Source organism: Myxococcota bacterium (assembly GCA_039030075.1).
Lineage (GTDB): Bacteria > Myxococcota_A > UBA9160 > UBA9160 > SMWR01 > JAHEJV01.
Map to the genome: position 1 here is coordinate 1 of JBCCEW010000023.1, position 13636 is coordinate 13636.

Sequence of the window (13636 nt, forward strand, 5' to 3'; positions counted from 1 at the left end):
AGCCCAGCCCGCTGAACCCGAGCCCAGCCCGCTGAACCCGAGCCCAGCCCGCTGAACCCGAGCCCAGCCCGCTGAACCCGAGCCCAGCCCGCTGAACCCGAGCCCAGCCCGCTGAACCTCAGCCCAGCCCGCTGAACCTGAGCCCAGCCCGCTGAACCTGAGCCCAGCCCGCTGAACCTGAGCCCAGCCTGCTGAACCTCAGCCCTTCAGCGAGAGGCCGGCCTTCTCGGCCTGCGCCTTGAGCTCCAGCCGCGCGATGGTGCGGCGGTGGACCTCGTCGGGGCCGTCGGCGAGTCGCAACGTGCGCAGCTGGGCGTAGGCGTAGGCCAGACCGAAGTCGTCGCTGACGCCCCCGCCGCCGTGGGCCTGGATGGCGTCGTCGATGATCTGCTGAGCCGCGATGGGCGCCTTCACCTTGATCATCGCAATCTCCGAGCGGGCCACCTTGTTCCCGACCGTGTCCATCATGTGCGCCGCCTTCAGCGTCAACAGCCGCGAGCACTCGATGTCGATGCGAGCGTCGGCGATGCGCTCTTCCCAGACCGAGTGCTGGAAGATCTTCTTGCCGAAGGCTTCGCGGGTCATCAGGCGCTGGCACATCTTCTCGAGGCAGCGCTCGGCCACCCCGATCACGCGCATGCAGTGGTGGATGCGGCCGGGCCCGAGGCGTCCCTGGGCGATCTCGAAGCCGCGTCCCTCGCCGAGCAGCATCTGGTCGGCCGGAACGCGCACGTTCTCGAAGAGCACCTCGCCGTGGCCGTGGGGCGCATCGTCGTAGCCGAACACCGGCAGGTGACGCTTCACGGTGACGCCCGGGGCGCTCTTCTCGCAGAGGATCATGCTCTGCTGCTTGTGGGCGGGACCGTCGGGGTCGCTCTTGCCCATCACGATCATGATCTCGCAGCGCGGGTCGAGGATGCCCGACGTCCACCACTTGCGGCCGTTGATGACGTAGTGGTCGCCGTCGCGTTCGATCCGCGTGCAGATGTTGGTGGCGTCGCTCGATGCCACGTCGGGTTCCGTCATGGCGAACGCCGAGCGCATCTTCCCTTCGAGCAGCGGCTTCAGCCAGCGCTCCTTGTGGGACTCGTTGCCGTAGCGCTCGAGGACTTCCATGTTGCCGGTGTCGGGCGCGGCGCAGTTGAACACCTCGGGCGCGAAGCCGACGCGGCCCATCACTTCACAGAGCGGCGCGTACTCGAGGTTCGTGAAGCCGGCGCCCAGTTCGCTCTCGGGCAGGAAGATGTTCCACAGGCCTGCAGCCCGCGCCTTCTCCTTGAGCTCTTCGATGATCGGCGGGATCTGCCAGCGATCGGTTCCGAAGCTCTTCATCTGCTCGTGGTAGGTCACTTCGTTCGGATAGACGTGCTCGTCCATGAACGCGTTGAGCTTGTCGAGCGCGAACTTGGTCTTGTCGCTGTATTCGAAATCCACCGGGGGCTCCTTTGGGCAGGCCCCGGGGCACCAGAGCCCGGGGCCCGCACACGCTACCGGCTGGGCCGATGGCCTGCGAGCGAAGTCGATTTTCCAAACTGCGTTCTGGGCCCCTCATGGGGATTTGCCCATTTTTTGGCCTTTTTATCGCCTGCAGGAGCTTTTCTAAATCCCTGTTTTTCATTAGTTTTCCGACCGCGGGCCAGGTCTGCGCAGGGCGCCCTTCGGGCTTGTGATGCGCGCCACAGAATGGATGGACGGTCTGGCCGTTTATCCCGTTGCGATCGCTGGAAGGCGTTGGGGGGAACCACGCTTCCAGGGGTCACGATCGGAGGTCGTTCCGCGATGCGGAGCCCGTACACCCAGCAGAAGTTCACGTTGCAGGCGCTCACCCTCTGGGCTTGCGCAACCTTCCTCGTCGCATGCGGCGGGGGTGGGGGCGGTGGCGGAGGCGGTGCGCCCGTCACGTCCGCAGCGACCGGCGCCTCGGCCGTCAGCCTCGCGTGGGACGACGCCAGCGGTCCGGTGGCCGGCTACTCGGTTCTCGTCGAGCGCGACGCGTCCGGTATCTTTCATCACGAGGCCGACGTCCCGTCGGCCGCGGTGACTTTGAACGGCGATCCCGGCCAGCAGGCGCGCATCGTCGTGATTCCCTTCGACTCGGGCGGAACGCGCGGGCCGGGCTCGCTGGCGTCCGATCCGTTCCAGTTCCCCGACGACGATCCCGACGCGATGGCTGCGGCGGTGGCGAGCATGCCGACTCCGCCGCCGCCGGCGACCGTCGCCGCGCCCGTGGCGGCCCCGGCTGCACAGGAACCTTCGACCGAAGCGACCGACGGTGGCCTCCTGCAGGCGACCGACCTGGTGGGTCGCCTCGTGTGGGAGGGCGGCGATGCCATGCGCGTCACCGATGCCTCCCTCGACACCCTGCTGCTCTTCGCTCGCCCGACGCCGGACCACAACCTCGTGGCGCTGTCGGACTTCGATGGGGACGGCGTGGGTGATCTCTTGTGGGCGAACGGCGACGGAGAGGTCGCTTTCACCCCGGCCTCGGCGCTCGCCGAGGATCCTTCGGAGACGCCGCTGGTGTCCCTCGGCACGCTCGACGCCGGTCAAACGGTCGCCGGGGCGGATGACTTCGACGGCGATGGCCTGGGCGACGTGCTCCTGACGAGCACCGACGGCAACGCTTCGCTGTGGCTGACCGACGCGGGGGGCGCGGTCGAAACCGTGGCCGCGGGCACGGTCGGCGACGCCACGTTGGCGGGTACCGGCGACTTCGATGGCAACGGGACCGCCGACGTCGCTTGGCGCAGCAGCGCCGGTGCGCTGGTCTTCTGGCTGATGGACAGTGGTGCGCCGAACGGCAGCTTCACCATCGAGCTCGAGGCTGGCTTCGATGTCGCCTCGACCGGTGACTTCGATGGCAACGGCACGGCCGAGGTCGCCGTGCGGGACGCTTCGGGCGCGGTGTCGATCCTCTACCCGCTGGCGACCCCGGTGGCCGTGGAGGGCACCGATGTCGTGGGTGCGGACGGCCTGGCGCCGGCCGGCGCCTCGGACATCGACGGCGACGGCACCCAGGACCTCGTCTGGGTGAGCAACAGCGAGGTCCGTACGGCCTACCTGCCGGGTCAGGATCTGGCACCGCTCGATCCCGAGTCGCCCTGGCAGCTCGTCGCACTGATCCCGTAGCGGCGACCGCCGCCTCCGGGAGGCGGCACCGCTCTGATTGGAAGCGCGCCCGCGGTCGTCCCTCGACGTCCGCGGGCGTGGCGTTTCAGCTCGTCGCCGGCTTCAGCTTGTAGCGGATGGGCAGGTGCTTCACGCCGCCCACCAGCTGCGAGTGCAGGCGCGACACCGGACCGGCCAGCTCGATCTCCTCGAGCCGCGGCAGCAGGTGCTTGTAGGCGATCTGGAGCTCGAGACGCGCCACGTGCGAGCCCAGGCAGAAGTGCTCACCCACACCGAAGCCGATGTGGGGGTTCGGCACGCGATCGATCCGGAACTCGAAGGGGTCGTCGAAGACGTCCTCGTCGCGATTCGCGGAGGGGTAGAAGAGGCCCACCGCCTGACCTTCCTCGATCTTCTTACCCCGCATGACGACGTCGCGGGTGGCCGTGCGCGAGAAGTGGATGATGGGGCTCGTCCAGCGCACCACCTCTTCCACCGCGGGCACCAGGAGGTCCGGGTTCTCCTGGAAGCGACGCAGCTCGTGCTGGTGCTCGATGAACGCGAGCAGGCCGCCGCTGGTGGCGTTGCGGGTCGTCTCGTTGCCGGCGATCACGATGATGAAGCACCAGGCGATCACGTCGATCGGCGGGAGCGGCTTGCCTTCGAACTCGAGCTGGGAAAACAGGGTGACGAGGTCGTCGGCCGGGTTCTTGCGCTTTTCCTCGATCAGGTTCGTGAAGTAGCTGAAGAGCTCGACCTGGGCCTGCTGGGCCGTGGCCATGCGGTCGCCGCCTTCCACCTGGTACTCGGGGTCGCCGGCGCCGATCGTGCGGTTCGTCCAGTCGAAGAGCAGGCGCCAGTCTTCGCGCGGGACGCCGAGCATCCAGGCGATGACGGCGATCGGGAGCGGCGCGGACACCTTCTCGACGAAGTCGCATTCGCCCTCGGGCCCCTCCGCCATCAGATCGTCGACGATCTCCTTGCCGATCTGTTCGATGTCTTCGTGCATGCGCTTCAGGTACCGCGGGGTGAAGCGCTTGCTGACCATCTGGCGGTACTGGCCGTGCTTCGGCGGGTCGAGCTGGATCAGCGTGTCCGGGAAGGGATTGTCCTGCTCGGGCTCGTGCTGGATCACCAGTCGCGGATTGCTGATGAAGTTCTCCGGCTGCTTGCTGATCTCGACGATGTCCGAGTGCTTCGTGATCGCCCAGAAGTGGACGCCTTCGGTCTCGGTCCACCAGGAGATCGGTTCTTCGGCGCGCAGTCGCGTCCAGATGTCGTGGGGATAGCCTCGCTCCACGTACTCCAGGGGGTGAACGATGTTGCGCGGGCGTGCGGCGCTGGCTTCGGCCATGACAGTCTCCTCGGCAAGGCCGCCAGTGTATCGGCGCTCTCACCCACGCGCAGGAGCCGGCAGGCGCTCACAGAGGAGTCGACAGGAGGTCAGGCGAGCAGAACCAGCTGGGAGCGCGCCGCTCCGGGAGGATCGCTGCGCGAACTCCCGGCTGGAGTCAGCCGTAGTGCCAGGACCGCTCGGGAGCGTGACCATCGGCCCACTCCATGCACTGCACGTCGAACCAGAGAGGCAGCAGGAAGCGCACATAGAAGGCGTGCACGGTGACCGCGCCCTGATCGAGGTCGTCGTACTCCTTGGTCTCGACCCGGATGTCGCGCTCCTGCCAGCGCTTCACCGCCTCGAAGGCCCGGTCGACCTCGACGCGGGTGTCGAGCAGCAGACCCAGATGGTCGAACCCGGGCACCCGCACGGGGCGCCGGCTCTCGACCACGAGCACGAACTGGCTGGTCTCGGGATCCGTCCGGAGCAGCAGGCCCTCCTGGCCCAGGATCGGCACGTCGAGCGTCTCCCAGCCGAAGACCTCGCCGTAGAACTGGCCGATCTCGGCGCGAGTCTTCGCGTCGAGGGTGCCGCGGGGCACGGTCAGCTCCATGTGGTTGAAGCGAAGGGTCATGCGGGCGCTCTCCTCGCCGCCATCCTAGCCCGGCCCGGGTCGCCGGCGAAGCGATCTTTCCCGGGCCGATTGCCCCGGGGCCGGGGGGGTGAGAAGATCCCCGCCCATGATCGGAGACCCGGAACTCACGCCCGTTCGAGACGCCCACCGCTTCGACGAGGGGGCCCTGGCGACCTACCTCGACGGGCTCCTGGGAGGCACCCAGTCCCTCGCGATCCGCCAGTTCGAGGGCGGCCAGTCGAACCCCACCTACCTCGTGGAGCGGGGCGGCGAGCAGTTCGTCCTGCGCAAGAAGCCGCCGGGGAAGCTCTTGCCCTCGGCCCATCAGGTCGACCGCGAGTACCGGGTGATGACGGCGCTTCGCGAGACCGACGTGCCGGTGCCCGAGACGCTGGTGCTCTGCGAAGACGACGCGGTGATCGGCACCTCCTTCTTCTTGATGCGCTTCGTGCCCGGGCGTGTGATCGCCGACATGGTGCTGCCCGGTTTCGAGACAGCCGAGCGCAGCGCGCTCTACGAGGATCTCGCGCGGGTGATGGCCGCGCTCCACACGGTCGACCCGGAGACGGTGGGGCTCGGCGACTTCGGCCGCCCGGGCAACTACTACGCGCGCCAGATCTCGCGCTGGAGTCGCCAGTACGAAGACTCGAAGACGGGAGCGCTCCCGTCGATGGACGCCCTCATCGACTGGCTGCCGAAGCACATTCCCGAGTCGGACGAGACGCGCATCGCTCACGGCGATTTCCGGGTCGGCAACTGCATCCTGCACCCGACCGAGCCGCGCGTGATGGCCGTGCTCGACTGGGAGCTCTGCACCCTCGGTCACCCGCTCGCCGACCTCGCCTATTTCTGTCAGGCCTACCACACCGAGGCCGTGCCCGGTGCGACGCTGATGGACTCGGACCTCGGGGCGCTCGGGATCCCCGAGGAGTCGGCGTTCCTCGATCGCTACTGCGCCCTTGCCGGGCGCGGTCCGATCGACGACTGGGCGTTCTATCTGGTGTTCGTGATGTTCCGCTCGGCGGCGATCGTCCAGGGCGTCTACAAGCGCGGCCTCGACGGCAACGCGAGCTCCGAGCGCGCGCACATCTACGGGGACATCGCACGCTCGACCGCCGACCGCGCCTGGAAGCTCGTCGAGACGTCGGGCGGCTGACGGCGACCGCTCTCTCCCCGGGTCGTATACTCCCCGCAACCCTGGAGGAGTCATGGCCCCGCTTTCCCCGCAAGAACTCTCGGACCGCATCGAGATCGACGACGTCCTGACCCGCTACGCCACGGGGGTCGACCGCAAGGACTGGGATCTCTGGGAGACCTGCTTCACCCCCGACGCCCACATCGACTACACGGCGTTCGGTGGGGCGAAGGGCAGCGTGAAGGAGATCCGGGAGTGGCTCGAGAAGACGATGGTCCTGTTCTCGATGAGCCAGCACCTGGTGATCAACCGCGAGGTGCAGCTCGACGGCGACCGGGCCACCGCGCGATCCGCCTTCTACAACCCGATGATCTGGTCGAAGGGGCCGAACGCACCCTTCATCACCGTCGACGGCGGCTACTACTGCGATCAGTTCGTGCGCACCCCCGACGGCTGGAAGATCGCCGAGCGCGTCGAGGAGTTCAGTTACTCCACGCGCACGCTGCCGGTCGCCGCCCCGTTCGGAGGGGGAGGCGACTAGTGCGCTGGCTCGGTGCCATCGCCTCTGCGTTGCTGTTCGCCGCCTGCGCAACGTCGCCGCTCGGCCGATCCCAGCTCATGCTGGTCTCGGACGCACAGATGGATCAGATGGGCGTCCAGGCCTTCGAGCAATTGAAGGCGGAGCAGAAGGTCTCGACGGATCCCGCTCAGAACCGCTACGTGGTCTGCGTCGCCAGGGCGATCCTCACGGCGCTGCCCGCCGGGCAGGGGCAGGGCGCCTGGGAAGTCCGCGTCTTCGATGACGACTCGGCGAACGCCTTCGCGCTCCCCGGCAAGAAGATCGGGGTGCACACGGGCCTCTTGAAGGTCGCGAGGAACCAGCACCAGCTCGCGACGGTGATCGGCCACGAGGTGGCACACGTGCTCGGACGCCACAGCGGAGAGCGGGTATCGGCAGAGATGCTGAAGCAGGGCATCGCGCAAGGCGCCTCGACTCTCGTCGGGGCGGCAGGAGATCCCTCGAGTCCGCTGCATGGTGCGGCGATGCAGGCGCTCGGGATCGGCGTCAACCTCGGAGGACTCGCCTATGGGCGCGGCCATGAGAGCGAGGCCGATGAGTACGGTTTGAGGCTCATGGCTGAAGCTGGCTTCGACCCGCGCGAGAGCGTGCCGCTCTGGCGCAACATGGACGCCGCGAATCAGGGCCAGCGCCCGCCCGAGTTCCTATCGACGCACCCTTCGCCAGAGACGCGTATCGCGGATCTCTCTCGGCAGATCCCCAAAGAGCTGCCCAAGATGCAGCGTGCGCGCGCGTCGGGTCGCAACCCGCGCTGCGGCTGATCGCCCCGGTTTCCCCGGAAAGCGGCTCGCCCGCGCGCTACCGTCCACGCGAACCCCCCGTTCCCGTCCTCCGTCGGAAATCCGACGTGAGCCGCATCTACGACCTGTTGGCGCGTGTCTACGACACGCCCGATCACCTCGAAGTCACCCACGCGTTCGACGCTGCGGTGCGACCGTTCGTGCAGGCGCGTCCCCGCGGCAGCTGGGTCCTCGACGTGGCGTGTGGCACCGGCGTGTTGGCCGAGCGCCTGGGGCGCGCACGTGTGCCCGTCGTCGGTGTCGACGGATCGAAGGCGATGCTCGCGATCGCGAGACGCCGCTGTCGCGGGCTCGGCGGTCGCGTGCGCTTCCGCCGCGCGGACCTCGCCCGCTTCCAGGTGCGCGAATCCTGCAGCGTGGCCACCGCCAGCGGAGACGTCTTCAACCACATGCTCACGCGGGGGCCCTTGGTGCGCTGCTTGAGGCAGGTGGGGCGCAATCTCCAACCCGGGGGCCTGCTGATCTTCGATGCATTGAACCGCTTCTGCTACGAGCAGTACTGGGACGGACACGACTACTTCATGGAAGGCGAGGGCGGCGACATCGCGATGACCTGCGAGTGGGACGGCGCGAAGCGCCTCGCGACCGTGCGTATGGTCGGCTACGCGAAAGCCGGACGCGGTCGCTACGAGAAGTTCGAAACCACCCTCGTCGAGCGCAACCATACCGACGCCGAGTTCCGAGAGGCCTTGCAGGCCGCCGGGTTCGAGCGCATCCGGCGCACCCCGTGGAGCCCCTGGTCCGACCAACACCTGGAGCCCGCCCTCGACCGCAACCTCTGGACGGCGACGGTTCCCGCGTGACCGGGGCGGCCGGGACGGCGCCCCGAAGCCGGCGCGGTGCCCGCACACGCGCCGCGCGCCGTCGCTTGCGGGTGCTCGTGCTGACCCATAGCGAGCTCTACGCGCGGGCTTCGATCCAGGGACGCAGCGAACGCGAGGTGCTGCCCTGGCGCACCGAGTACCACGTGGCGCGCGGTCTCGAAGCGCTCGGCCACGAGGTCGAGCAGCTCGGTCTCGACGACAGCCTGGCGCCGCTCCACGCGGCCCTCGATCGCTTCCAGCCCCACATCGTCTTCAACCTGTTGATCGAGCTGCGCGACTCGGGCGGCTTCGAGCCCCACGTGGTCGCCGCGCTCGAGGCGCGCGGCATTCCCTACACGGGCTGCAACTCGGAGGCACTCGTCTTCACCCGCGACAAGGTGGTCACGAAGACCCTGCTCGCGGCCCAGGGCATTCCGATGCCCCGGTTCTTTGGCGTGCGGCGGGGGGAGCGCGTGCGGGTGCCGGCAGAGTTCGCGTTCCCGGCGATCGTGAAACCCGCCGACGAGGGCGGCTCCTATGCCATCGCCCAGGGCTCGGTGGTGCGCGGCATCGCCGGTGTGGAGCGGCGCGTAGGTTGGCTCCACGCCCAGTGCGAATGCGATGCCCTGGTCGAGCAGTTCATCGAGGGACGCGAAATCACCGTCGGGCTGTTGGGCAACCGTCGGCCCCGCTGCCTCCCGCCCTGGGAGACCTTCTTCGATGGACTCCCGTCGGGCACGCCGCGTGTGTACACCGAGCGGCTGAAGTGGAACCCGGACCACCGCCGCGCCAGCGGCGTCGAAACCGGGCTGGCCCGCCGACTGCCACGCGGAGTGCGCGCCGCCCTGGAGCGCATCTCGCGCTCGTGTTGGAGCGTGCTGCGTCTATCGGGGTTCGCGCGCATCGACTTCCGCCTCGATGCGACCGGCGCGCCCTACGTGATCGACGTGAACGCGAACCCGGACGTGGACTTCCACGAGGACTTCGCGCGCGCGGCGGCGCGCGACGGGTTGCCGCCCCGCGCGCTCCTGCAGCGTCTGCTCGACCTGGGGCTCCGCTACCGCCCCCACTGGGTTCGCTAGCCGCGGGCTAGGCCTCGCTCACGACGTTGTAGGTGCGGACCGCGATCAGTCCCAGACCCACCAGGAACGCCACGAACCCGACCGGGGGTCCGAGGAACGGAACCATCGCGACGGCGAGGAGCAGGAGTAGCCCCAGGGCAAACGACTTGCCGAAGTCGAAGAAGCCGTCTCCGGCCGGCGGGAAGAGCCAGCGCCCCAGCCACGCGCCGATCACGACGTCGGCCGTGTAGATCGCGGCGATGTAGAGGAAGAGGCCCGCGATCGCGAGGGGCAAGCCGATGATCGTCAGGCCCACCGCCAGCAGTGCGATCGGGATCACGACCATCGCGGCAAACCCGATTCCGATGTGTCGCAGCAGGTCCCCGCCCGTGACCAGGCGGTTCTCGAAGACCCCCGGGACGAGGCGGTACAGCACCAGTCCGAACACGAAGGACGCGGCGAAGCCGAGCAGGTGTAAGCCGTAGAAGCGCCAGCTGCGGTACGCGTCGAGGTAGTGCTCCTTCATCCCCTCGACGGGAGTCACGTCCACCTCGCCCGCGATCTCGGCGCCCGCAGACTGCTCGAAGACGTCTTCGACATCCCCTTCGACCCGCGCACGGAAATCGCCGCCGACGCGGGCGCCGTCCCGCAACCGCAGGTTCTCCGCCCAGTAGGCGCGGACGTTGCGTTCGACGGTTCCGCGCAGGTCGACATCCTCGCTGAGCAGCGCGAGGTCGCGCCCTACCGTGCCGGCGATCACGACTTCCTCGACGAAGAGCGCCATGTCGCCCCCCGCATTGCCATTGCTCGCGAGGGTCAGGTCCTCGGCGCCCACGTAGACCGAACCCGCCACGGAGCCCTCGATGCGGATGTTCTCCACCACGCCGAGCACCGCGCCCGCGACGTTGCCGCTGATGTCGAGATCGCGACAGAAGGCGTAGATCGAGCCCCGGATTTCCCCGCGGATCGTGATGCGCTCGGCGGCGACGATCAGGTCCCCTTCGACGACTCCGTCGATGTCGACGCGGTCACCGCCGCGGGCGACCAGCGTCGACGGGATCCGCTCTCCGCTCGCGACCAGGACGTCGACGTCGCGGTGGACCTCGAAGGCGTCGGCGGGAGCCGCCGCGGCGAGACAGAACCCGAGCACCACCAGCAGCGAGGCGCCGCCGTCGAACACGCGCTTCGAGAACGAGGAGACGAAGAAGCTCAGCAGCGCCGAGACGCTGGCGACGACACCGACGGCGAAACCCAGTTCGAGCAGGCCCGGCGCGTTTTCGCGCACCAGAAAGACGAGGTCGAAGGCCATTTCGTAGGCTCCTTTGAGGCGGCGCGGGTGCAGGAGGTCGAGGGATCCGGGAAGACGGGATTCGAGGAGTTCGCCGGTCGCTGCGAGCGCCATGGCGACCCCTCCGATGGCGAGCGGCACGCCGATCGCGACGCTGGGCTCCGGGGCTTCGGAAACTTCGGGCGGGGCCTCTCGACGCCGTTCGTGCATGACCGCCGTGAGCAGCCGGCTCTCCTCGCGCAGGGCCACGATGCGCTCGCGGCAGTCCCGGCAGGTCACGAGGTGAACCTCGAAGGCGTGCAGGGCCTCGCTGTCGAGCTCTTCGTCGACGTAGCGGAGGCTGGTGATCTCGTCGGGGCAGGTGCTCATCGGGCCCTCACCAGCGCGTCGCGCAGCCGTGCGCGACCGCGATGCAGCAGCGTCGCGACCTGGTTCGTCGACACCGACAGGACCTCGGCGATCGCGGCGTAGTCGAGGTCGGCGTAGTAGCGGAGCACCAGTGCCGATCGATAGTGATCGGGCTGGGCGGCGATGGCTTCGAGGAGCTGTGCGCGGGTGTCGGCGTCGATCCCGTATTGGAGCGGAGAACGGGTCGCACTTTCGATGGTTTCCGGATCGAGGGCTTCGCGCTCGAAGAGGCGCGCCTCGCGGCGCCGCCGTCGCAGGGCATCGATGGCCCGGTGGGCCGCGATCGAGAGCAGCCAGCGGCGGAACGGACGCGATACATCGTAGGACGCCAACGCACCCTGAGCCCGCAGGAAACTCTCCTGGGCGACGTCCTCGGCCTCTTCCCGAGATCCGAGTAGACGCCGACACAGACGCGCGACGTCGGCTTCGTAGTGCCGGACCACGCGACCCCAGGCGGTGTCATCGCCGCCGCAGGCCTCCTTGATCCAGGCCTGGACCTCCGGCGATTCCTCGGCCGGCGTCTTGGCGGTGCTACTCCGATTCGAGATGACCGCACTCCCCCGGGCCCATCGCATGGCGCGCCCGCTGCGCGCCGGCATTATCGCCGGCAGCCACACGCCAGGCACGCGTGCCGTCCACAGGCCGCGACTCTCGGACACACTCGACTCCTCTCCCGGGGCCGCGCAAGGACTCGTCTCCCGAGGCCGCCGGGCGCGGCGGCGCTCTCTCGGTTCTACGTCCGGGCCGGCGGGATCTTGCAGCGGGCCGCCGGAATCTCGGCCACGCGCTGCCTCGGGAGCCGGTTTCCGCTGTCTTGGCAGCTATTTACGCCGGGAGCCGCGCGGTGTCGCGGCGGGCCGGTTGTCCTCGACCAGCAGGTCGTCGAGGCGCACGCCCTGGGCCCGCAGATCTTCCACCCAGCGCGGCTGGGGGCCGCGGCCGGACCAGGTCTCGGAGGGGTTGTCCGGATTGCGGTAGCGGGGAGCCTCTCCCTCGAGGAGCCCGCCCCGGGCCCGCTCGCCGTGCTGTCGCAGCCGGAAGCGACGCTGCAATTCGGCGTCGATCGCGTCTCGCAGGGCCTGCAAGTCGGCGTCGGGGAGCTTTGAGAAGTCGGACGCGCGTCGATGGCTCAAGGGGGATCTACCGCCTGCGTCCTCTCTTCGCTCGACGGCGGCGCAGCCGTGTGATCAGGGTCACCCCCGCTCCGGTCTGCGCGCGGCGTCAGGCGTAGCGCGCCTCCAGGTCCGCAGCGTCCTCCGAGCCGGCACGCACCCGATCGACGGCATCGCGCAGGTCGTCCAGGTAGTCGCCGGCCACCTGGGCGTGGGCCGGGGAGAGCATCAGGTGGATGCCCCGCGGCTGGGTCGTCAGGCCGGTGAACCAGCCCTTCTCGGCCAGGTGCTTCCAAACCGCAAAGATGTCGAGGTCGTTCGAGCCATAGCTGAGCAGCCCGAGGCGCGGGTCGCCCCAGACGTGGAGGCCGAGCTCTTCGATACCCGCGATCAGTCGCTCTCGGGTGTCGGCCACCGTGCGCGCCTTCTCCCGGTAGCCCTCGACGCCGAGGTAGCGGAGCACGGCGAACGCACTGGCGATCGCGCCGCCGGGGCGCGTGCCGGCTGCCGTGGGCGTGCGCATCCCGCCCGCCGGCCACTGGTCGAAGGTGAACACCTGGTGTTCACGCTGGTCTTCGGTGCGGTGGAAGATCGTGGACGCTCCCTTTGCCGCGTACCCGTACTTGTGGAGGTCGGCCGAGATCGAGCGCACCGCGGGGACGCGGAAGTCGAAGTCGGGCAGGGCTTCGCCGTTCATCCGCGCGAAGGGGGCGAAGTAGCCCCCGACGCAGGCGTCGACGTGGAGCCAGGTGTTCGTCTCGGTGGCGAGGGCGCCGAGCTCGCTGATCGGATCGATCAGTCCGTAGGGGAAACAGGGCGCCGAGCCGACGATCATCAGGGTCTCGGCGTCGATGGCATCGCGCATCGCCCCGACGTCCGCGCGCAGGTTCGCCGCGACCGGCACGCGTTTCACCGACAGATCGAGCACCGAGGCCGCCTTGTCGAACGCGGGATGGGCGGAGATCGGAAGCACGAGGTTGCCGCCGCGCTTCACCCGGCCTTCAGCTCGCGCCTGGTTCCGGCAGGCCTTCACCGCGAGGAAGATGCTCTCGGAGCCGCCGGAGGTGATGTCGCCGCAGGCGCCGTCGGGAGCCTCGAGGAGCGACAGCCCCATCTCGACGACCTGGCGTTCCATCTCGCGCAGGCTCGGGAACGCGGCCGGACCGAGTGCGTTCTCGGATTGGTAGAGCGCGTAGGCTTCCTTCGCGACAGACAGGACGTCCTCGCCCGCGTTGAAGACGTAGACGGCGGTGCGCGCGCTGCGCCAGTCGACGTCGTGCTTCCCGAACTCGACGAGTTCGTTCTTCAGGGTGGTCCAATCGGTTCCGCGCTTCGGAAGCTCTGTTCGCATCCGGGAAGTCTATCAGCCGT

At 68.8% G+C, this 13636-nt stretch carries 13 protein-coding genes; 6 read left to right on the forward strand and 7 right to left on the reverse strand.

Annotation, left to right across the window (positions count from 1 at the left end):
- Positions 1 to 198 precede the first annotated feature (198 nt).
- Positions 199 to 1434 (reverse strand): acyl-CoA dehydrogenase family protein, encoded by a 1236-nt coding sequence (locus AAF430_20535; GenBank protein ID MEM7412630.1) that lies wholly within the window; start codon positions 1432 to 1434, stop codon positions 199 to 201.
- 345 nt (positions 1435 to 1779) lie between these two features.
- Between AAF430_20535 and AAF430_20540 the strand changes: the two genes are divergently transcribed.
- Complete coding sequence (locus tag AAF430_20540) at positions 1780 to 3129, forward strand: VCBS repeat-containing protein (GenBank protein ID MEM7412631.1); 1350 nt, start codon at positions 1780 to 1782, stop codon at positions 3127 to 3129.
- Between the two features lie 85 nt (positions 3130 to 3214).
- Here AAF430_20540 and AAF430_20545 read toward each other — a convergent pair whose 3' ends face one another.
- Positions 3215 to 4462 carry a cytochrome P450 gene (locus AAF430_20545; protein MEM7412632.1) on the reverse strand — a complete coding sequence of 416 codons (1248 nt, stop codon included), beginning with the start codon at positions 4460 to 4462 and terminating at the stop codon, positions 3215 to 3217.
- Between the two features lie 157 nt (positions 4463 to 4619).
- Complete coding sequence (locus tag AAF430_20550; GenBank protein MEM7412633.1) at positions 4620 to 5078, reverse strand: hypothetical protein; 459 nt, start codon at positions 5076 to 5078, stop codon at positions 4620 to 4622.
- Between the two features lie 106 nt (positions 5079 to 5184).
- Here AAF430_20550 and AAF430_20555 point away from each other — a divergent pair, with 106 nt between their 5' ends.
- From AAF430_20555 to AAF430_20575, 5 genes are all read left to right on the forward strand, one after another.
- On the forward strand, positions 5185 to 6234 hold the full coding sequence (locus AAF430_20555) for a phosphotransferase (protein MEM7412634.1): 1050 nt from the start codon (positions 5185 to 5187) through the stop codon (positions 6232 to 6234).
- Between the two features lie 52 nt (positions 6235 to 6286).
- Entirely contained in the window at positions 6287 to 6754 is a 468-nt protein-coding gene (locus AAF430_20560) for a nuclear transport factor 2 family protein (GenBank protein MEM7412635.1), read from the forward strand.
- Positions 6754 to 7554, forward strand: a complete 801-nt coding sequence (locus AAF430_20565; GenBank protein ID MEM7412636.1) for a M48 family metallopeptidase — start codon at positions 6754 to 6756, stop codon at positions 7552 to 7554. The genes AAF430_20560 and AAF430_20565 overlap by 1 nt, the downstream gene beginning before the upstream one ends.
- A gap of 86 nt (positions 7555 to 7640) precedes the next feature.
- Positions 7641 to 8396 carry a methyltransferase domain-containing protein gene (locus AAF430_20570; GenBank protein ID MEM7412637.1) on the forward strand — a complete coding sequence of 252 codons (756 nt, stop codon included), beginning with the start codon at positions 7641 to 7643 and terminating at the stop codon, positions 8394 to 8396.
- Between the two features lie 77 nt (positions 8397 to 8473).
- Positions 8474 to 9478, forward strand: a complete 1005-nt coding sequence (locus tag AAF430_20575) for an ATP-grasp domain-containing protein (protein ID MEM7412638.1) — start codon at positions 8474 to 8476, stop codon at positions 9476 to 9478.
- 7 nt (positions 9479 to 9485) lie between these two features.
- On the opposite strand, the gene AAF430_20580 is transcribed toward AAF430_20575, so the two are convergent.
- From AAF430_20580 to AAF430_20595, 4 genes are all read right to left on the reverse strand, one after another.
- Positions 9486 to 11114 (reverse strand): hypothetical protein, encoded by a 1629-nt coding sequence (locus AAF430_20580; protein MEM7412639.1) that lies wholly within the window; start codon positions 11112 to 11114, stop codon positions 9486 to 9488.
- Positions 11111 to 11812, reverse strand: coding sequence for a sigma-70 family RNA polymerase sigma factor (locus AAF430_20585; GenBank protein ID MEM7412640.1), 702 nt, complete (start codon positions 11810 to 11812; stop codon positions 11111 to 11113). Before AAF430_20585 ends, AAF430_20580 begins: the two co-directional genes overlap by 4 nt.
- A gap of 162 nt (positions 11813 to 11974) precedes the next feature.
- On the reverse strand, positions 11975 to 12286 hold the full coding sequence (locus AAF430_20590; GenBank protein MEM7412641.1) for an H-NS histone family protein: 312 nt from the start codon (positions 12284 to 12286) through the stop codon (positions 11975 to 11977).
- An 88-nt stretch (positions 12287 to 12374) separates the two neighbouring features.
- Positions 12375 to 13616: an aspartate aminotransferase family protein gene (locus tag AAF430_20595; GenBank protein ID MEM7412642.1), complete on the reverse strand. Its 1242-nt coding sequence runs from the start codon at positions 13614 to 13616 to the stop codon at positions 12375 to 12377.
- Positions 13617 to 13636: the final 20 nt, after the last annotated feature.

Bases quoted from the DNA above. Each gene is read 5' to 3' on its own strand.
- AAF430_20540 (MEM7412631.1), top strand. From the start codon at position 1,780: ATGCGGAGCCCGTACACCCAGCAGAAGTTCACGTTGCAGGCGCTCACC.
- AAF430_20545 (MEM7412632.1), bottom strand. From the start codon at position 4,462: ATGGCCGAAGCCAGCGCCGCACGCCCGCGCAACATCGTTCACCCCCTG.
- AAF430_20550 (MEM7412633.1), bottom strand. From the start codon at position 5,078: ATGACCCTTCGCTTCAACCACATGGAGCTGACCGTGCCCCGCGGCACC.
- AAF430_20555 (MEM7412634.1), top strand. From the start codon at position 5,185: ATGATCGGAGACCCGGAACTCACGCCCGTTCGAGACGCCCACCGCTTC.
- AAF430_20560 (MEM7412635.1), top strand. From the start codon at position 6,287: ATGGCCCCGCTTTCCCCGCAAGAACTCTCGGACCGCATCGAGATCGAC.
- AAF430_20580 (MEM7412639.1), bottom strand. From the start codon at position 11,114: ATGAGCACCTGCCCCGACGAGATCACCAGCCTCCGCTACGTCGACGAA.
- AAF430_20595 (MEM7412642.1), bottom strand. From the start codon at position 13,616: ATGCGAACAGAGCTTCCGAAGCGCGGAACCGATTGGACCACCCTGAAG.